Here is a 20,514-nt window from a genome sequence, read left to right on the forward strand (position 1 = left end):
CGTCTTCCGGACTTCTGTCCATAAATTCTTATAAAATCAACATCGATTACCTATCAAGGCATCGCTAAGTCATAATACTAACCCGGAACTGTGTAATCCGGTAGATGCTGAGCTTCAGTATTATTTTTATGTGATATTACGCACTACTGAATATCTCTATGCCCCGATTTTCATTTCAATAGAGTAGATTCTACTACTCTCATTATCTATGTCAAGGTAGTATTTCAATTTCCTTGATAATTTTGCAAGTCAAATTATTAACATTGTAGCAAGTAGTTATTGTTTTAAACAATTAATTTTGTTTATGTGATAGTACTGAATTTAAACCTCTGGTTCCCCGGTTTGCAAGGGAAATAGGTGCGGTTGAAGGCAGATAATACAACATCACAATACGAGCGCAAAACTATTGTCAAATTCCCAATAACCTATGCTTACTCGCCAAAAAAATACAGTATTAAAATTTACCTTAACTTAACAATAGAATTTTATCGAACAAGTTTGGATACCATTCCCAGACTGAATTGTCAACAATCTCTAGATAATAAAATTACGATCCGAAGTTAATCTAGGTGGAAAAAAAGAGTAGCAGCAAACAGCTTGATAATAATAGACTTTTTGTAGAGAATATTGACAATATATAGCATTAAAGTAAGTATTAGCGAGGTTTAAATAAACAAAAAATAAGTTTTTAATATTTTCTAATCTACGGATTTGAAAATTTAATATCTACACTTGTTGACAATCGGGAGACAAAATTGCAATATTTACTGTTTGCCAGCTTGTTATCTTCAAAACAAGAATTTTGCGTTTTATCTAAGCAATTATTAACAGGGGTTTGTAATACTGTTAGTTGAAATATTATAAAATATGCTGTTTTAGCTTTTAAAATTTAGTTGATGGTTATGGGGATAAAACCCCGCCAAGATTTATCTATCGTTAGATTATGTTTAGAACTTTACAGTTACTTCCCCGGCTAGAATATTATTATCAGCAAGTCAAGACTATTATTCTTTCGCGTCAAAATCCGATTACTGGTTTGCTCCCCGCTTCAACAGCGATAACTGCCCACGGAGACTATACAGACGCATGGGTACGGGATAACGTTTACAGTATTTTAGCGGTTTGGGGATTAGCGTTAGCTTATCGCAAGGTAGATGAAGATAAGGGACGCGCTTACGAATTAGAACACAGCGTTATCAAGTTGATGCGAGGATTGTTATTCTCGATGATGCGACAAGCGGGTAAAGTCGAAAAATTTAAACACACCCAATCGCCTTTGGATGCTTTACACGCCAAATATAATACTGCAACTGGCGATATTGTCGTCGGCGATGATGAATGGGGGCATTTACAGCTTGACGCAACATCTATTTTCTTATTGATGTTGGCTCAGATGACAGCTTCGGGGGTGCAGTTAGTTTACACTCTTGATGAAGTAGATTTTGTGCAAAACCTGGTTTACTATATCGGACGAGCTTACCGCACCCCAGATTATGGAATTTGGGAGCGGGGTAACAAAATTAATCATGGTAATGCAGAATTAAATGCAAGTTCTGTAGGTATGGCAAAAGCTGCCTTAGAAGCAATCAACGGACTGGATTTATTTGGTGTACATGGAAGTAAAGCATCGGTAATTCACGTGCTGCCGGATGAAATCGCCCGCGCTCGCATCACTTTAGAATATTTATTGCCTAGAGAATCGGCTTCAAAAGAAATCGATGCAGCACTTTTGAGCGTAATTAGTTTTCCTGCTTTTGCTGTGGAAGATGAAAGTTTACGTCAGCGCACTTTAGATGAGATAGTCAGTAAATTAGAAGGTAATTACGGTTGCAAGAGGTTTTTACGCGACGGGCATCAAACAGTTTTAGAAGACAGTCACCGCTTGCACTACGAACCTAGCGAACTGAAGCAATTCGAGCATATCGAATGTGAATGGCCGTTATTTTTTACTTATTTACATTTAGATGCCTTATTTCGCGGCGAACAGGATAGAATCAAGCATTATCAGCAAAGTTTGTCATATACCCTAGTCGAACGCGATAATATGCGTTTGCTACCGGAAGTTTATTACGTACCCAAAGAAAATATCGAAGCTGAGAAGCAAGCACCGGGAACTCAAAAACGTTTACCCAACGAAAACGTTCCTTTGGTGTGGGCGCAAAGTTTGTATTTTCTCGGACAAATGTTGAGTGAAAAACTGCTTTCTGTGGGAGATATTGACCCCTTGGGCAGATATTTATCTGTAGGAAGAGAGCGAAAACCCATAGTACAAATTGCTTTATTAGCAGAAGATGAAGAATTACAGGCTCAATTAGCTGTTCGCGGAATTCAAACGGAAACTTTATTGCAAATTAAACCAATTCAAGTTAGGCAATCAGCAGATTTGATTGCAATTTATCAAGGAATAGGACGTAATAAAAAACTTGATTTAACTGGAAGACCGCCAAGACTACCTAGAAGTTTAACTACTTCGAGAATTTTCCGCATCGGTAACGAAAATGTTGTATTTTTACCTTCTTTTCTAGATGCAGAACAGTTTTACTTAACCTTAGATTATCACTTTCTCGTCGCTCATCTCAAAAGCGAACTAGCTTACATTCAAAAATATTGGAGCGATTTAGGTCGTCCGACATTAACTTTAATGTTAACTCGTACCATGTTAGAAACTGGTAGCGAAGCATTATTATCATTAATGGAAGAATTAAGAGAAGGTATTTGCGACGGCGTGCCGGTGAAATTGGGAAGACTCAATCAGTTAATGCTTACTGCTAACATTCAAAGAGTTAATTTACAGCAAAACTTCGAGTTTCCCAAATCAGCAGTTACAAAAATTGCTCCCCGCAGTTCCTATTTAATTTTTAATCCAGAAAACAACTGGATATTAGAACATACCCAAGAATTCCAAATGGAATGTGAAACTAATCTAGAATTCTTGCTTGATTCTTTGCGCTCCTCAGATAATCTTTACGAACAAATTGAATTATTGCAGACATTAACCAGATTGAAAGGGCTTAACTTCGATACTGGCTTTGGCGAACCCGGAAATAGCATACCAGTATCGAATTTGCTTGACGAAGTTTACTACAAAGCCGGTGAAATCGGACTTTGGGCAGTAGTACGTCGAGCTGCCGGATTGCTACAAATGGCAGATATGCGCTTATCGGATATAGTCACAAGCCTTTTAGCACGCGGTAAGCAAATTGTAATTGGCAGAGCTTACAGCGAAGCATCATTAATCAAAGTACCGCTTTCCCATAAAGAAATAGTCGAGAAAATCAGAAATTTCTGTCGCGAAGATGTTCGAGATGGGGTTTTAACTCAAGAAATTTTAGTTTATTTGCGTACCTTAATCAATTCCGAACCAGAATTATTTCAAGGCTTAATTACCTTGAAAATCGGCTATCTAATCTTATTTATTACTAGTCAACTTGCTAGGGAGGAAAATATTACTCAAGACGAAGCTTACGAAAACTTAATGCAGCGATCGCCCTTTGAAGTAAAAACCCGATTGAAAGATTGTTTGTTGGAATATTCTGGCATGAATCAGCTATTACGCCAGCAAGAATCCCTGCACGTCAAGCAGAAAGAAAACGAAATAGATTGGATATTGCAGCCAATTAGCTTAGACAAAATAGATGTACCAGAAGGAGGTTGGCGAAGATATCGGCAAGCAGAAGGAGCCATCAACCGCGTACCAGAAGACTTTTTCGAGAAAGTTTGGGAACTAATGCACCACTGCAAAGGCTTAGTAATCGGCGATAAATTAGAGCGCCGCAACCGCTTAGACGGCAAAACACTGATATCGGAAATGACAGCCGGAGAAAAGAACTTTGCCCTGCGCGTAGAACACTTATTAAACAAAATCGAAGCTCCAGAATACCGCCAAGCAAACGTTGAAGCCTTAATGGAACTAGCGGCGATCGCCAAAAACAATCCAGAATTACAAATCAGTGGATATATTGTCTTAGATGTATTAATTGGTCACGCAGTGCGCTTGAACTGGTTAAACAATCAACCAGAAAGAAAAGATAAATACGACGAAGACAAAGCCGCAGCATGGCGCTATTTTTACAACACTTCTCCCCAAGAATGTGCCAGAAATTTTGTTGAAGCCTTTAGATTCTTAACAGAATTTGGTGAAGAATTCGCAGTTAGTGAAGCTGAAGTAGAAGTTTAATTTCTTCTTGTAGATTGTAGGGTGTGTTAGACGCACAAATAATTATGTTATTAAAGATAACTTTAAAAATGCGTCTAACCCAACCTACTAAGTAATTTCTTCCCTCCAGAGATTAAAATCATTATCTCTCGTCGAATGCATCTACCTTCATGACAAAAACCGCTGACATCAGCAGTAAAAGAATTATTAGCCTCTCACCAGAAAACTGGGTGAAATGGGTAACTCAAATCCCCGACATTACAGCAACCGAAATTCTCGACTCCGAATTTCAATGGATAAGCAGAGAATCCGACGTACTCATCCGCGCTCAAAGCGATCAATACGGGGAATTTCTAGCTCTCAAGGAGTTACAATTGCGCTATAAAGCCGAAATGCCTAAACGAATGCGGGCGTATATCTCATTAGCAGAAGAAAAATATAATCTTCCCGTTTATCCCGTATTAATTAACATTCTCAAAGTCAGCGAAACAGAAATACCTACAACCTACCAATCAGAATTTGCCGGAATAACAGCACGTCAAGATTATCGCGTAATTAACCTATGGGAAGTTGATGCTAATCTCGCATTTGAGGAAAACTTATCTTCTTTACTACCATTCGTGCCAATTCTTAAAGATGGTGCAGAAGAATCAACCATACAGCAAGCATTACAAAAGCTTCGCGCTGATGAGAATTTAAACCAGCTAGAAACAGTTTTAGCTTTCTTTGCTACCTTCGTATTAGATAGCGCACTTGTTCAACAAATAATGAGGTGGGATATGGCAATATTAACCGAATCTCCTTGGTATCAGCAGATTTTAGGAGAAGGTGAAAGAAGAGGAATAATATCTGGTATCGAACTTGATTTAGAAATCAAATTCGGCTCAGAAGGATTGCAATTAATGCCACAAATCTCTCAAATTACCAATTTAGAAGAGTTAAAGGTGATTCAAAGAGGTGTAAAAACTGTTAATTCTTTAGAAGAATTACAAAGATTAATCAATTTTTAGCAGAAAGTTACCGATTTAAAAAAACCGCAGAGAGAAGCCACTGCGTTGTGCGGGTTCCCCGCGTTGTAGCAAGTAGCGCGCAGAGAGCGCAGAGGAAAGAAACTTAGGGAGAGAAGCAATTAATTAATATCTCTCCTCTGCGAAACTTTGCGAAACCTCCGCGTACCTTGGCGTTTCCCAAGATAAGTTAATCAAAATCACCAGCAAACCTTCTTACTGCTGTAATCAAATCATCCGGAGTCCCAATATCCAAATAACTACCATCTACAAAAGCTTCCGCTTCCACTTGCAAGCCTTTACTAATAGCAGCTTGAATTACATTACCAATCGGAATTTCCGGCAAATTTGGTAAATTAATATCTTCTTTAACAGCAATTAAATACTCGTGTAGAAACTCAGTAAACTTAGGTTTCCAAACAGCAATTGCCCACATAAAACGTAAATCTGTCTGTGGTGGCTTTTCAATTATTGAACGAACCTTACCCGCATCATCAAAATCAACCATCCCCGCTTTTTGAGGCTTATCGGTAGGAAATAGCCCCAAAACTACATCAGCATTATTTGATTCCAAACGTTTCAATATTTTTATATAAGCATCTTGAGGTTCAAACAAAATATCGGGAAAACCCAACGCCACCACAGCATCTTTTACAAAAGCATAAGCACTATCTAAAGTAAAAGGAACCCCATAAGGTAAACCCATGATTAGATATCCTAAATTCATCGCCAGCATTTCACCATCACCAAAATATGCTGGAATATCCCACTTCCCCGCACGCAAAATAAAATAAGCTTTATCAATACCTGCTAGCTGCATTTTTTCCAGCAAGTAGTGAGAAACAACTTTAGGACGTAAATTATTTTGATTATTGTTTTGATTATTTATTTCAATATCACCGTCACCTCGAAAACCTACGGGATATAATTCCTTACTCAAAGGCAAAGGAGAAATCCGCGTAGCCTTTCCACCAGCAGGGATTAATCCGATAAGAGAACGTTTTTTCATAGTAGACAGAGATGGGGAGACAAGGAGAACAACTATAATTAGTAATTTACTACTTGCGACTCGCTACTCATAACTCCTAACTCCTAATTCCTAACTGTTCACTGAAAAAAATATCCCCCTTTCTCGGCGCATTGCTAAGCAGAAAAAGGAGGCTATAATCATTTTATTTCGCTATAGAAACTATTTTACAGAAACAGCATCAACATCAATAGTACCTTTGCTTGTAGTAGTATCTTCAGAAGTATTAGCTGCTGTTTCTGAATCTGTAACTCCCCTGCGTGCTTTAAAGCCTTCGATAAGCAATTGTGAGAATTCGCTAACTAATAGTGTTAACAGAAAAACGTCGTCAATTTGTCCGACAATCGGGAAAATATCCGGAATCACATCCAGCGGACTAACAAAATATACTAAAGTTCCCAAAAGTACCCACCAGCGGTACTTGGGATTGCGAATCAAACCACGATACCATTCGTAAACTGATTGAATTGAGAAATTCATATTTTTAACCTCAACATACCTTTAATTTTGACAAAATATGACCTAAACTTCCTGTGGGAATAACCGCCCTATTATGGTATGGAATATGCTACCGAATTCCAGTCAGTTTGGCAAAACTCCAATATAGGATAGTTCACAAAAATGTAGAACTTGTGCATTAATCTCTAAAATTAAAGTGGTGTGAAATATTTGGTTGAGGATGAACGGAGGAGACTATAAGCCATGAATATTGAAGATATTGTACGTAAGATAGGTCCTGTAGTGTGGCCTTTGCTTTTTTTCTCGATTTTATCTTTAAGCGTAATTTTCGAGCGACTATGGTTTTGGCTAAGAATTTTAACTCAAGAAAGAAAGATTGTTGACCGCGTATTAGATGCAGCTCGTGATGATTGGGGGGTAGCTACCGAAATTGCCGAACGAGCAGATCGTCAACCTATAGGCAGGTTTCTCTATGCGCCTTTAAGTTTACCAAGAAGAGACTCCGAAACTTTTAGATTGGCACTTGAATCAACGGCAGAAAACGAATTAGCTTTGATGCGTCGCGGCGAAAAAGTTTTAGAGTTGGTAATTGCCGTTGCTCCTTTGTTGGGATTATTTGGTACAGTTTGGGGTTTGATTCAATCTCTTGAATCAATTAAAATTTCCGATTTAGGTACGGAAGCTAGTGCCGGAGTCACTACTGGTATTGGTGAATCGCTATACAGTACCGCGGCTGGACTTGTAGTTGCGATCGTCAGCTTAATTTTCTATCGATACTTTCAAGCTTTATTAGTTAATCAAGTCAAAGTTTTTCGTCAGGCTGGGAATGAAATGGAGCTGCTTTATCGCCAGTTTCCTCCAACTGATACTAATCTAAGACCTACTCGTAAAGCCCTATCTGAAGTAATTGTAGGAGAAAAAGATACCAAGCAGGAAAATACTAAAAGCCCCCGTAAGCGAGGGAAAAACAAGTTTTCCGAACCTCCTCAAACAACAGAATCTGAATCACCTGAATCTGAAGATAAGTAATTCTTTACAACTCGTAATTAGTAATACAAACTCCACACACTGCGTAAACTTAGTCATCTGCAACGCCGTGTTTTTTCTTTATAAGTTTACGCCCGCACTTGCTATTACTTTGAGCGGCAATAAAAAGTACCTGCCTTCAATACGATTCATATTCCTAACAATGTAGTGAAAATCAACAGATGAAAATAAATCTAAATAATCCAACCGAAGAAGTTCAAGTTCAAATTATTCCGTTAATCGACGTTGTTTTCTGCATTTTGGTATTCTTTATTTTGGCATCTTTACAATTTACTCGCCAACAATCCATTAACATCGATTTACCCCAAGCTAACACTGCGACATCTAGCGTACAGCCGCAGACAGAACGAGAAATTTTACCCGTAACTATTGATGCAGTCGGTCAAATTTATGTAGAAAAAAATCCGGTACAGCCACAGCAATTAGGAGGTATTTTAAAGAACTACCTAGCAGAAAATCCGAAAGGAACTTTAGTGCTATATGCTTCGCGATCGGCTACTTACAATGATGTAATTGAAATCTTAGATCTGCTGCGACAAGTGGGTGGTGACAGGGTATCTTTAGCAATTATACCTGGCTCTGAAGAACAGCCTGCAAATCCATTGCAGCCAATCCCCACTTTACCTATCAATCCTGGCGCTACACCTGGTGGAGCATTGCCATTCCCAAATACTTCACCGCTTTCTCCTAATTTACCCCAAAATAATCCTAACCTTAACTTACCCCCCGGCAGTACTCAACTACCTATTCCTACTATTCCCAATCAACCCCAAACCGGGCAAGGAACTCCTCCTAGAATTCCTAGCGGAAATACTAGAACAGTTCCTCCCGCATCCGCACCCACGACGGCACCAGCACCTCAAACAACTGTTGCACCAGCTGCGCCTAGCGGCACTAATCCTAGTCCTTAAGGAGATCCAAGAAATAAAATGTCCCAACCGTTTTACAAATATTCCGGTCAAAACCTAGATATACTGGGGTGTCGCCTGAAAGGCGACACTGACGGTGGGACATTTTATTATCTGTAAGTGCCTTAGTAAAACAAATCGGTTTCTTACTATTAGCTCCTAACTCGCCATTGGTGAAACAGTTACGGTGACAAAGCAGTGTCCTTGGGGAGCTACTCTCGTGCGTAGTTGCATCAACAGCGCGCACGGGCAGGGAGTTTCTGCCTCAGTTCCTATAACTGTACTTGTTCCTCCTGAAGAACTACTTGCCACTCCTAGCTTTTAACTTCCTTTAACCCGATTGTAGTCAATCCTTCTATCTAGCGGAAACTCCCAAACGCTATAATAATCATCAATCTCCCATGTCCGATTTTCTGTTTGAAAACCGAATATTTGCTAGCTTCTTTCCATTGATTTTATAGGAGTTGTTCAAATGAATATCGCGACACTTTTGATTGCCTGGTTAATAACAGCCATTAGCTTTTTAGTTATCAGCAAAATTCCATTGATAGGAGTTGAAGTTGATTCTTTAAAAAAGAGCTTCATTTCAGCCGCTGTTCTTGGTATTGTGACTGTATTAGTTAAACCAATTTTAAAATTAATTTTTGCAATACCAAATCTTCTCACGCTAACTTTATTTCAAGGTATTTTTACCTTTATTATTTCCGTAATTTGTTTCGGGATTGCAGCTTTTTTAGTACAAGGATTCCGCTTACGTTACGGAATTTGGAGCGCAATAATGGGAGCGCTAACACTCTCAGTTGTTAGCAGCTTAATTTACTCTGTTTTACCTCTTTAAGCTCTAAAGTTAGGAGTAATAAACCTCGATTTATCTCCTAACTTATTTATGAGTCATTCTTGGCTCGGAGGGGAAACTTTAGTCTCAGATTTCTGAGCGCGTTGCTCGCGTCTTTTACGATCTGCTGCAATCATATCTGCCATTACTATGGCAGCTTGTGCCATTTTGTCTAAGTTAGAGCGGTATAAATCTAAATCTTTGCTCAACTTGTCTTCCGATAAATTCAAGCCTGCTGCGATAGTTTTCAAAGCTTCATTGCGGAGTTTTTCGTCTTTAACCATTTCTGGATCTGACGATTCCAATAAAGTATATAAACCAATTGCAAATAAACGACTGTATTTAAACGAAGAATTGTTCGCGATACCTTCTAATAATCCTTGTAATTCAGAATCATTAGCTAAGCGTCGCTGACTTAAATCGCTAACTAAATCTTTTCCCGTTGTGCTTTTAGCTAAATCTTCCAACCTTTTAGCATCATGTCTGTATTTTTGTGGATCTTCTTCCACAGACTTAATCAAAGCATTATAAATCGATTCTTTGTCTTCCTCGGGGTTGTAACCCTGCATAAATCGGTCGAAAGTAGTTACTACACCCAAAGCATAAATCGGGTCATACTTAAAATCGGCATTTACACCGAGTAGGTGCATTTCTACCATTAGCTCTTCTACCACCCGACGATAAATCGTGTTGATTGGACGGGTGTGAAGGCTGTAGAAAGTTCTTTTTGTTTCAGAAACAGTACGGACGTTATTCACGAAGAAATTTGTATGAAATTTAAGGGCAATGTAAACTTATTCTCGCGCTTGTAGGCGACTTTGCCAAGTAATGGTTAATGAACGATTACGACGGAAGAAGAATGTATCCTCAATTGGCTAGAAGCAATTACACTTTTACAAATGGTTGTTTCAGGCTATAGCAAAAAATTTTACGGCCACGTTTTAAGTGTGGCGAATGTAATACAAACCCCTTTCACTATATAATCAACTCATATTTATAATAGTTTAATCTTTAATTTGTATTTATGAGTTCTTCGCCAAATTTAAACGTGTTAGCAAATTACTTAGCAGGTGAGTTTGAGAATAAAGAACAAGCAATGACAGAACCTGCCTGGTACGTTAATTTGCTGATGTGGCAAAGGACTGTGTCTTTATTTCAAGAAGACAGCCTAGCCTTATTTGCCGAGCAAGCAAATATTCTTAATCTAGAACAGCCTTACCGTCAGCGCTTGCTAAGAATTACACCTATGAGCGGCGATGGATGCTTTAAAGTTCAATATTATATGTTTAAAGACCCGACTGCATGGCGGGGCGCAGGTCGCGATGATACATTACTTAATGCTTTAACTCCCGACAAATTAGATTTACTTCCGGGATGTGTTCTAATGATGAATACAGTTAACTTAGCCCAAAACCAATACAAATTTATTGCAAAACCGTTACCAGATACTCGTTGCAAATTTAATTATGCTGGCAACACCATAGAAGTTTCATTAGGATTTGAAGCAACCCAAAAAGAATTTGTTAGTTATGACAAAGGAATAGATTCAGCAACCGGAAAAGCAACTTGGGGAGCAATTATGGGTCCTTATCGCTACACCAAGCTGCAGCAGTTTTGAAAAAAAATTTTCAAAAATTTAGGAGTTAAGAGTTAAAAGTGAAAAATTACGATTTAGAGATTAAGAGTTAGGAATCAGGAGCTAAAAGCACATTCATATTCTATATTTAAAACAAATGTGTTTATGACTGTTTATGGTCATTTTTATTGGCTAAAAACAAATGAAGTTTAGTAACGTTCTGATATAACTGGTTTTTTTCAACTAAATTCACTCCTCACTCCTAATTTATTTTCAGCTAGCGATACTGCGAGGTACACCTTCTAAAGCTTCCTCTTCAGTTTCAAATATTTCAAATACCGTATCCATCATAGTTACTTCAAATACCAGTTTTGCTTCTGGATGTACGTTACAAATACGGAAACTACCCTTTACCTTGTCTGCATCTCGCATACCGGCAACCAAAGAAGTCAGACCGGAACTATCAATAAAGTTCACCTGTCCCAAATTTACAACCACATGAGGGCTTAGTTTAGAGATACATTCTTGTAGCTTTAAACGAAACTGCCACGCCGTAGTAATGTCTAAACGACCAGTAGGTGATAAAACGATAACAGTATTTCCGTCCTGAGTTGTAAAACTTTTTTGTTCTATATGAATCACGAGTTTTCCCCTAGCACTCTTCAAACTGACTAATTAGATACGGCTATTTCTGCACAATATTGGTGAATCTGATAAGAATAATCTATAGCTACTTTAAAATTTACTTATATATATAATTAATAAATTCTTCAGTAACAAAAATTGTTAATGCCGTAGCTAGAGAATAACAAGCTACAGCCTTAAATGTCACCTAGCACAGATGGTATCTTTAGTAGTTTAACTCACATTATTTAAGTATGTCTCTGATTCCAGTTGACCCAATCTTGAGGCTTGAGGAAGGTTTCGTACAATTCTGCCTCCGGGGAATTTGGTTCCGGCTTATACCCATATTGCCAGCGTACCAATGGTGGCAAGGACATCAAAATAGACTCAGTACGTCCGTTAGTTTGTAAACCAAAAATCGTACCCCGGTCATAAACCAAGTTAAATTCTACATACCGACCCCGACGGTATAACTGAAAATCTCGCTGGCGATCGCCATATTCTATGGGATGTCTTTTTTTGACGATTGGTAAATAAGCGGGTAAAAATGCTTTGCCACATTCTTGTATAAAGGCAAATATTTCTTCCCAATCTCTTGAAGGTAATTCACCAATTTCATTACTGTATTTAGCTGCATCTTTATCAGCATGGGGACCGCGATACAAACTGCCTCTTCCATCTTGGTAATCGAAGAATAAACCTCCGACACCCCGAGTTTCTTGACGATGCTTGAGGTAAAAATATTCATCGCACCAGCGTTTGAACACTGGGTAATACTCTTGGTGATGATTATCGCAAGCCTGCTTAAAAGTTTGATGAAAATGAGTCGCATCTTCAGCGAAAGGATAGTAAGGGGTCATGTCAGCACCGCCACCAAACCACCAAACCGGACCAGCTTCAAAGTAGCGATAATTCAAATGAACGGTGGGGACGTAAGGATTGCGGGGGTGCAACACCATAGAAGTACCCGTGGCATAAAATTTATGCCCTGCGGCTTCCGGACGGTTAGACAAAATTGAAGGTGGTAAATTAGAACCCCAAACTTCAGAAAAATTGACGCCACCTTGTTCAAATATTGCACCCTCACGTAAAACTCGCGAACGTCCTCCACCGCCTTCGGCGCGCTCCCAACTGTCTTCTTGAAAATTTCCAGTACCATCAAGGTCAGCTAAAGCTTGAGAAATTTCATCTTGTAGCTGCTTCATAAACTGGCTAACTCTAGCTTTAGCATCGGATGGCGGCAAAGATTGAGAAGAAGACGACTTGGGGGAGGTTGGCGATGTCAACATAAATTTGTAAACCTTGTAAGACGATTTTTACTTATATTATTTTGAACTGCTCGGCTTGTGAAATTCCCCAGTCAGTTCTACTCACACGTAAAAACTTTGGGAATATAAATAATCCACGTAATTTTCCGGTAACGTGAATAAAGTTATTCTCCCTCAAATAGGTATAGGCTGATAACGCAGGTTAACTTTTTGCAACTTTTTAATGTGATTACCCCAATATTGAGACTGAATTCTGTAACAATATGCTGTAAGCGGCTGCACAATTGAAGGGTCATTACCTCTAAAAGACATCGAATAATCAAGCAAATACTTACCTGTGTCTTCAAGGGGAAGGCGAGTTCGTCAATCAAGCTGAAGTTGAACTAATGCCGTTTAAAGCACAAATTGTTGTTATTAATTTTGCACAAAAGTACTGATGGGTGAATCTTGCCTTAAAAAATATTTACGTCATTTACGTCCATTTCAAGATCATCAAAATAGTTAATAGTTAAATTAATTCATTTAAAGTAGTTTGACTTTGTATGAAAATATTTGACAGGTAAAGATTTAAGAAAGCTCTATTCACAAAATTAACTAGAAACAGTTAAAGTTACCCAATTGAAAGGACTTAGCAAAGTGTGTAGCCAGGAGGATTAAGAGAATGCAAGGTTGGTTCTCAAAATTTATCAACCGCAAGCGTCGTCGAGTTTGCGTTTCTCTAGTACGAAGTTATCGCGAAATTAGTTCTGCTTCTGTAGATGAAATATGGCATAAGGTAGTTGATTTGGCAGACGTTTCCTGGCACCCATTATTTAAAAGTACTAACGTGCCTTATGGATTAGTACCCAAGCCAGGATTAATTTACAAAGCAGTAACCCGTCTTTCACCAATTCCAATCCGCATTTTTGTCGAACATGTCAATCCAAGGGAACTTCTAAGCGTGCGAATTCTAGCAATTCCCGGTGTAGAAGAACGAATTAGTTACAAGATAGAGTCCACAGTTTGTGGTAGTTGTTTGTCTTATTCGGTGACTTTACGCGGTTGGCTGTCTCCCCTAGTTTGGTCTTTTTCTCGCCCCTATGCTGACAGAGTGGCAAGGGCTTTAATCGAAGCAGTTGAAGAAGCCGCAATTAAAGCAGTATCTAGAAAAAGAAAATCAACTTTAGAGTCCGAATTGTTTGAATTTTAAAAAATTGGGAATTGGGAATTAGGTATTGAGTTAAGAGTTAAGAGTTATTAGTTTTAATTTCTTCTTGTCTTTCCCATGCCCCATCCCCTATGCCCTATGCCCATAAAAGTAGATAATATTTTTCTGTTAAAAATTGTTTCAGTATCAAGGGTGAAAGTGCTATGCAAGATGTTCTTTGTGCAAGTTCGGTTTTAGATGTATTGCGACCGGTACAAGACCCGGAACTTCGTAAAAGTCTAGTAGAACTAAATATGATTCGTAACGTCAAAATCGAAGATGGGAAAGTTAGCTTTACTTTGGTTTTGACTACACCTGCTTGCCCTTTACGAGAATTTATTGTCGAAGATTGTCAAAAAGCTGTGAGACAGCTTCGGGGAGTTGCGGATGTATCAATAGAAGTTACGGCAGAAACACCCCAACAGAAAAGCTTACCCGACCGTAATGGGGTACCTGGAATCAAAAATATTATTGCCGTTTCTAGCGGTAAAGGCGGTGTTGGTAAAAGTACTGTAGCCGTCAATATCGCAGTAGCATTGGCTCAAACCGGAGCTAAAGTCGGTTTGCTAGATGCCGATATTTACGGACCTAACGACCCGACAATGTTAGGACTTGAAACCGCACAAATTAACGTGCGTCAAGGTGAAAAAGGTGAGATATTAGAACCTGCTTTCAATCATGGTGTCAAATTAGTTTCAATGGGTTTTCTAATCGACCGAGATCAACCCGTAATTTGGCGCGGACCAATGCTGAATGGAGTAATTCGTCAATTTTTATATCAAGTGGAATGGGGTGAACTAGACTACTTAATTGTAGATATGCCCCCAGGAACGGGTGATGCCCAGTTGACATTGACACAAGCAGTACCTATTGCTGGTGCTGTTATAGTAACTACTCCCCAGAACGTAGCTTTACTCGATTCGCGTAAAGGCTTGCGGATGTTTCAGCAGATGAAAGTACCAGTTTTGGGGATTATTGAAAATATGAGTTATTTTATACCTCCAGATATGCCAGAAAAACAGTATGATATTTTCGGTTCTGGTGGTGGTTTAAAAACAGCTACCGAACTAGGAATACCTCTGTTAGGGTGCGTACCGTTGGAAATATCTACAAGAGTTGGCGGAGATAAGGGAATTCCTATAGTTATAGCCGACCCAGAATCAGCATCGGCAATTGCTTTAAAAGAAATTTCTTTAGCGATCGCAGGAAAAGTATCAGTGGCTGCCCTTACATAAAAATTCTATGTGTTTCTGTCTGGGTAGCGGGCTGAGTACTGAGAATAAAGATAAAAAGACGCAATTATCAAGTTTTTATAAGCTCAGGTATCAACAAGACTAAATGTTACTAAAAAAGTCACGCTACTCACGAAACAGAAATCGCTGGCAGAATTTATTTAAGCCCTGGCACCAAGTAGACTTACTGCTATTTTTGCTGCCCATTGCCGTCAGCATATTTGGCGGCTTTATGATTTTCAGTACGGAATTAAGCCAAGGAGAAACTAAGTGGTTGTCGCACTTCTCAATGGCAAGTGTCGGTTTCTTAATAGCTTTGCTGATAGCCCGCAGTTGCTATGAAGTTCTTCGACAGTGGCACTGGGTTACTTTTGCTTTAACCAACGCCAGCCTGATTGCAGTAATGGCGATAGGTGTTAGTGCTAAAGGGGCGCAACGTTGGATTAGTATTGGTAGTTTCAATGTCCAACCATCAGAATTTGCGAAGATAGGAGCGATTATTACTTTAGCTGCACTGTTAAACAAGCGCACGGCTTCAACTCTTCCCAACTTTTTCCGGGCTTTGGCAGTAACGGCAGTTCCTTGGGGATTAGTATTTTTGCAGCCAGATTTAGCAACATCATTGGTATTTGCCGCGATTGTATTAGCAATGCTTTATTGGGCAAATGCCAATCCAGGTTGGTTAATCCTATTAGTTTCTCCAGTGGTAGCAGCGATTTTATTTAGCATACCTTGGCCTTGGACTGAACCATTAGTGCTTGCTAAAGGGATATTCCTTACACCTTTGGGGTTAATTTGGTCTCTGACTATGGCATTGATAGGCTGGCGTACTCTACCTGGGAAAAAATTCGGTTTGGGAGGTATTGGTGCGCTAAGTTTAAATCTGTTAGGTGGAGAATTGGGAATCTTTGCTTGGAACAACGTACTTAGAGAATACCAAAAAGGCAGAATCACCTCCTTTCTAAATCCAGAACAAGATCCCCTCGGTACCGGCTATCACTTGATTCAGTCTCGTATCGCCATTGGTGCAGGTAAATGGTTTGGTTGGGGTCCGTTCAACGGTCCGATGACTCAGTTGAATTTCGTGCCCGAACAGCATACTGACTTTATTTTCTCAGCAGTTGGGGAAGAATTTGGTTTTATCGGTTGTTTGGTATTATTGCTGGTATTTTGTTTAATTTGTCAAAGGTTATTGCATGTTGCCCTAACAGCTAAAGATAATTTCGGCTCATTAATAGCAATTGGCGTTTTGGCAATGATTGTATTCCAGATGGCTGTTAATATTGGAATGACCATAGGGTTAGCACCAGTAGCAGGAATACCTTTACCATTTATGAGTTACGGTAATTCAGCAATGCTATCCAACTTTATTGCTATAGGATTGGTTGAATCAGTAGCGAACTTTCGCAATCTCAAGAAGTATTAACCCAATAATTATCCATGTCAGCGAAGCCTGACACATTCGGGTCATACAATAACAAGGTATAAACAATATTGTTATGGATTAACAACTGAGTCAAAGAGTTTAGATGTCTGTATCTAATCAATCAAGATTCCTTATTATCCGCACCAAGCGGGAAGATAATTGATAATTCACATCCGCCGGGTGAAAATTGATATTTAATAACTGATAATTGATAATTGATAACCCAAAAGAGCGAAAATGATGATTTTGCCTGGAGCAACCGTTCGTGTAAAAAACCCCGCAGATACTTATTACCGCATGAGCGGACTTGTACAACGAGTAACCAACGGTAAAGTAGCTGTACTATTTGAAGGTGGTAATTGGGATAAATTAATTACCTTCAGACTAAGTGAATTAGAGCCTGTAGACCCTACGGCAGGACGCAAAAAAGCCAAATAAATTAGTTACAAGTCAAGAGTTATGAGTTTTGTATTATTTGTTATCATCTTTTAACTGATAATTCATAACTCCTAACTTACATCTTGTAGTTGATACAGATTATTTATTTATGCGCCTTCCTTTACCGCAGTTTAGTAACAACAATCGTCACCCCAATCACTTTGCTGAAGTGATTGAAACTGCTACCTGTGATTTTTTAGCACAGTGTTTAGACCCGGAAGATTTAAGTTTTCCAGCAATGCCTCCTTTCGGAAGCTGGGTTTGTTCGGTAGACGAAGAATCAGGGAATAAAGTTTTTGCTGTTGTATATCATGCAACTACAATGCCTATAGATTCAGTACATAGGCCTGTGGCTTTAGGTTTATCCTTGCAAGATTTGCGCTCCGAACAACCCCAGATATTCGCCATGCTCAAAACGGAATTTCGGGCAGCCATTGTAGGATTTGAACAGGGGCAGAATAATAAAATATACCAGTATTTGCCTCCTCGTCCGCCGCAGATTCATCAAGCGGTTCATAGATGTGATTCCGAGTCGGTATTAACATTTACCGAAAAATTTGATTTTTTACAAATACTGCTTTCAGTTGACGGTGCCCCTGTGGAAGCTTTGAGTGCAGCAGCAATTCGTGATGTATACAAGTTGCGTAAAGCTGACCGACAATGGTTAGTAGAAGCAGGGCGGTACTTAAGCGTGTTGCTTAAAGATGATTACGACCGTCTTCGATTTATTTTGAATCAAATACATCCTTAGGTAGTTAATTTACAAACAGCTTTTAAGGTATTCTAAGTATAATTTTTATTTTTTTACCTCACTCGCGCTTGCACATCTTTATTTAAAAAAGGTAGTTCAAAAAAATCTGTCAACTATAACTGCGATCGCTTTCTCAAGCAGCACGTTTTTGCTTTGTCCGCAATTAAAAAAATATGGTACTTTTAGAGCGAATTGCAGTCTTACCATACAGTCAAGTTTTCTCTATAAAAAATGGGGCAGGCTTCCCGTTCTGGGTATTTCAGACCCAGAACGGAGGAGTCCCTACATTTGAAAACGAGGGCTTGTTTAAAAGCCTGCCCCATTTTTTAGGAGTGGTCTCCGGTCAACTTATTGAAAAGGAACCAATTATTCCATTCGTTATTTTATTGGTAGTTATTTTAGTCGTACCTATTATATTTGAACGACTGCGATTACCTGGATTAATCGGTTTAATTTTATCAGGAATATTAATAGGTCAGTCCGGTTGGAATTTATTCAAAATAGATAGTTCTATTTGGGATTTATTATCAACGATTGGCTTGGCTTATTTATTATTTATAGCAGGTTTAGAAGTTGATTTAGAACAATTAAATCGAAAAAGAAATCGCGCTTTAGGTTTTGGTAGCTTTGCATTCTGCGTTCCTTTAGTACTGGGAAGTTTGCTGGGAAAAATTTTTGGATTTGATTGGTTGAGTTCAATTTTAATTGGCTCGTTAATCTCTTCCTATACTCTGTTGGCTTATCCGATTATTAATCGTTTGGGATTAACCAATAATGAAGCCGTGAGTGTAACAATTGGAGCCAGCATTTTTACAGATATTGCCACATTATTAATCTTAGCTGTATGCGTTTCCATACATTTACAGCAATTGAATATTTGGCAGACCATTGCACTATTAGGTTGGTTGGCTGTCTACTCAGTGGTAGTTTTAGTAGGTTTTGGCCGGATTGGCAAGGAATTTCTACGAAGAACCGGGGAAGATGAAGCAAACCAGTTTTTATTTGTAATTACAGCAGTTTTTTTAGCTGCTGGCATGGCTGAATTTATTGGTATAGAAGCAATTATTGCAGCCTTTTTTGCTGGATTAGCTGTCAATGAAGTTATTGGAGATGGAATTGTCAAACAAAAGATTGTCTTTGTAGGTAGCGTGCTATTTATTCCAATCTTCTTTGTTGACCTTGGTTTGAAGCTTAATTTACCAGCTTTTTTGCAAGATATAAACTTGGTTTGGTTGACTCTACTTCTGGTGTTGATTTTGATTGCGAGTAAATTAATTGCAGCATTATTCGCAAAACTAATTTACCGCTACAATTGGCGTGAAGTCATCACCATGTGGTCTATAAGCCTACCCCAAGTAGGAGTGACTTCTTGTGTAACCTTTATTGCGTATCAAGCCGAATTATTTAACTTAGATATTTTAAATAGCGTCATAATTTTAATTCTGGTAACTTCTGGAATTGGACCAATAATTACTAGTCGGGCAGCACGAGGCTTGAATTCCTCATTATTAAAACAGCAACAAACATCTACATATGTTGCCGTTTCAGATAAAAAAGACAACCCTTTCAGTATCATAGTACCGATTTACAACCCTCAGACCCAGCAACATTTAATGGAAATGGCTGCATTACTTGCTCATCAAGCTCGTGGCAGAATTATGCCTTTAGCAATAGCCACTGCAACAGCAAGTATGGATGCACCCCAGCTAGAAAATTCCTTACAAAGAAGCGAAAGACTTTTAAGTAAAGCCACAGCATTAAGTCGTATATTAGATGTAGAAGCAGAACCATTATTACGAATTGATGATGCTTTTGCCCAAGGAATTAGTAGAGCTGCCAGAGAAAACAAGGCCAATTTGATTGTTATGGGTTGGGGTAAACGTACCGGATTAAAAGCGCGTTTATTCGGTAACGTAATTGATGGTGTTTTATGGGCATCTCACTGTCCCGTAGCCGTGACTCGTCTTGTAGAATCACCCTCTAAAATACAGCGTATTTTAGTACCCGTAGAAAATTTGACAGCACCTATATTGCAGCCAGTACAGTTCGCTGCAATGCTGGGAGAATCCAATCAAGCCCAAGTTACCGTACTCAACGTGTGCGATCGCCGCACTAGTTCGAGTAAAATATCTCATCGCCGATCGCAACTTTCATTATTAGTATCCAAACTAGGTTTATCCAATCCACCTGAAGTTCAAATAATCGCTCACGAAAATGTTGCTCAGGCAATATTGCAGGCAGCCCGATTGTACGATTTAGTTGTGCTACCTTTTATTCGCAATCGTACTATCCCCGGAGGATTAGCGATTAGTGATGTCACAACTCAGTTAGCTAGTCAATTAACTTGTTCCATTATCATGCTTGGAGAACCACCACAGCGTACCAATAACGCCACTGTAAAAGCTGGTTTTTCCAGCAGTCAGCTACCGGTTACTAGTTTTCAGTGAACAGTTATCGACTAAGAGTTAAGTCGGTGGGTGGAATTTATAACTATGTGATTGCGAGTGGAACGGACTAAAGCGAAGCATGAGCGCGTTCACCGTAGGTGCGGCTCAGACGTAGATCGTCACAAGC

Annotated in this window: 17 protein-coding genes; 12 read left to right on the forward strand and 5 right to left on the reverse strand. The window is 39.0% G+C overall.

The features are described from left to right. Positions 1-943: 943 nt before the first annotated feature. On the forward strand, positions 944-4,177 hold the full coding sequence (locus tag RIV7116_RS12325) for a glycoside hydrolase family 15 protein (protein WP_015118628.1): 3,234 nt from the start codon (positions 944-946) through the stop codon (positions 4,175-4,177). 149 nt (positions 4,178-4,326) lie between these two features. Then, entirely contained in the window at positions 4,327-5,166 is an 840-nt protein-coding gene (locus RIV7116_RS12330) for a hypothetical protein (RefSeq protein WP_015118629.1), read from the forward strand. 187 nt (positions 5,167-5,353) lie between these two features. Here RIV7116_RS12330 and RIV7116_RS12335 read toward each other — a convergent pair whose 3' ends face one another. Together RIV7116_RS12335 and RIV7116_RS12340 are read right to left on the reverse strand one after the other, a co-directional pair. Then, complete coding sequence (locus tag RIV7116_RS12335; RefSeq protein WP_015118630.1) at positions 5,354-6,172, reverse strand: sugar phosphate nucleotidyltransferase; 819 nt, start codon at positions 6,170-6,172, stop codon at positions 5,354-5,356. A gap of 180 nt (positions 6,173-6,352) precedes the next feature. Continuing rightward, positions 6,353-6,670: a YkvA family protein gene (locus RIV7116_RS12340; protein WP_015118631.1), complete on the reverse strand. Its 318-nt coding sequence runs from the start codon at positions 6,668-6,670 to the stop codon at positions 6,353-6,355. Between the two features lie 222 nt (positions 6,671-6,892). On the opposite strand from RIV7116_RS12340, the gene RIV7116_RS12345 reads away from it, so the two are divergent. The 3 genes from RIV7116_RS12345 to RIV7116_RS12355 all read left to right on the forward strand — a co-directional run bounded on the left by RIV7116_RS12345 (position 6,893) and on the right by RIV7116_RS12355 (position 9,442). Then, positions 6,893-7,678, forward strand: coding sequence for a MotA/TolQ/ExbB proton channel family protein (locus RIV7116_RS12345; protein WP_015118632.1), 786 nt, complete (start codon positions 6,893-6,895; stop codon positions 7,676-7,678). A gap of 179 nt (positions 7,679-7,857) precedes the next feature. Further along, a complete protein-coding gene (locus tag RIV7116_RS12350) occupies positions 7,858-8,607 on the forward strand; it encodes a biopolymer transporter ExbD (RefSeq protein ID WP_015118633.1) in 750 nt (249 codons plus the stop codon). Between the two features lie 469 nt (positions 8,608-9,076). Next, the gene (locus tag RIV7116_RS12355) at positions 9,077-9,442 is read left to right on the forward strand and encodes a phage holin family protein (protein WP_015118634.1); all 366 of its coding nucleotides are present in this window, start codon (positions 9,077-9,079) and stop codon (positions 9,440-9,442) included. A gap of 53 nt (positions 9,443-9,495) precedes the next feature. Here the strand turns inward: RIV7116_RS12355 and psb29 are convergent, their stop codons facing one another. Next, the gene (gene psb29, locus RIV7116_RS12360; RefSeq protein WP_015118635.1) at positions 9,496-10,197 is read right to left on the reverse strand and encodes a photosystem II biogenesis protein Psp29; all 702 of its coding nucleotides are present in this window, start codon (positions 10,195-10,197) and stop codon (positions 9,496-9,498) included. A 266-nt stretch (positions 10,198-10,463) separates the two neighbouring features. Between psb29 and RIV7116_RS12365 the strand changes: the two genes are divergently transcribed. Then, the gene (locus RIV7116_RS12365) at positions 10,464-11,057 is read left to right on the forward strand and encodes a chromophore lyase CpcT/CpeT (RefSeq protein WP_015118636.1); all 594 of its coding nucleotides are present in this window, start codon (positions 10,464-10,466) and stop codon (positions 11,055-11,057) included. A 231-nt stretch (positions 11,058-11,288) separates the two neighbouring features. Here RIV7116_RS12365 and RIV7116_RS12370 read toward each other — a convergent pair whose 3' ends face one another. Together RIV7116_RS12370 and hemF are read right to left on the reverse strand one after the other, a co-directional pair. Beyond that, positions 11,289-11,657 carry an STAS domain-containing protein gene (locus RIV7116_RS12370; protein ID WP_015118637.1) on the reverse strand — a complete coding sequence of 123 codons (369 nt, stop codon included), beginning with the start codon at positions 11,655-11,657 and terminating at the stop codon, positions 11,289-11,291. A gap of 230 nt (positions 11,658-11,887) precedes the next feature. Further along, on the reverse strand, positions 11,888-12,928 hold the full coding sequence (hemF, locus tag RIV7116_RS12375; RefSeq protein ID WP_015118638.1) for an oxygen-dependent coproporphyrinogen oxidase: 1,041 nt from the start codon (positions 12,926-12,928) through the stop codon (positions 11,888-11,890). 640 nt (positions 12,929-13,568) lie between these two features. Between hemF and RIV7116_RS12380 the strand changes: the two genes are divergently transcribed. The 6 genes from RIV7116_RS12380 to RIV7116_RS12405 all read left to right on the forward strand — a co-directional run bounded on the left by RIV7116_RS12380 (position 13,569) and on the right by RIV7116_RS12405 (position 20,387). After that, positions 13,569-14,096 carry a hypothetical protein gene (locus RIV7116_RS12380; protein ID WP_015118639.1) on the forward strand — a complete coding sequence of 176 codons (528 nt, stop codon included), beginning with the start codon at positions 13,569-13,571 and terminating at the stop codon, positions 14,094-14,096. A 161-nt stretch (positions 14,097-14,257) separates the two neighbouring features. Further along, entirely contained in the window at positions 14,258-15,328 is a 1,071-nt protein-coding gene (locus tag RIV7116_RS12385; protein ID WP_015118640.1) for an Mrp/NBP35 family ATP-binding protein, read from the forward strand. A 103-nt stretch (positions 15,329-15,431) separates the two neighbouring features. Further along, positions 15,432-16,751 (forward strand): rod shape-determining protein RodA, encoded by a 1,320-nt coding sequence (rodA, locus tag RIV7116_RS12390; RefSeq protein WP_015118641.1) that lies wholly within the window; start codon positions 15,432-15,434, stop codon positions 16,749-16,751. A 240-nt stretch (positions 16,752-16,991) separates the two neighbouring features. Then, positions 16,992-17,189, forward strand: a complete 198-nt coding sequence (locus RIV7116_RS12395) for an NAD(P)H dehydrogenase subunit NdhS (protein WP_044291780.1) — start codon at positions 16,992-16,994, stop codon at positions 17,187-17,189. Positions 17,190-17,298: 109 nt separating this feature from the next. Further along, positions 17,299-17,940, forward strand: coding sequence for a hypothetical protein (locus RIV7116_RS12400; RefSeq protein ID WP_015118643.1), 642 nt, complete (start codon positions 17,299-17,301; stop codon positions 17,938-17,940). A 173-nt stretch (positions 17,941-18,113) separates the two neighbouring features. Further along, the gene (locus tag RIV7116_RS12405; RefSeq protein ID WP_015118644.1) at positions 18,114-20,387 is read left to right on the forward strand and encodes a cation:proton antiporter; all 2,274 of its coding nucleotides are present in this window, start codon (positions 18,114-18,116) and stop codon (positions 20,385-20,387) included. Positions 20,388-20,514: the final 127 nt, after the last annotated feature.

The organism is Rivularia sp. PCC 7116, assembly GCF_000316665.1.
Classification (GTDB): domain Bacteria; phylum Cyanobacteriota; class Cyanobacteriia; order Cyanobacteriales; family Nostocaceae; genus Rivularia.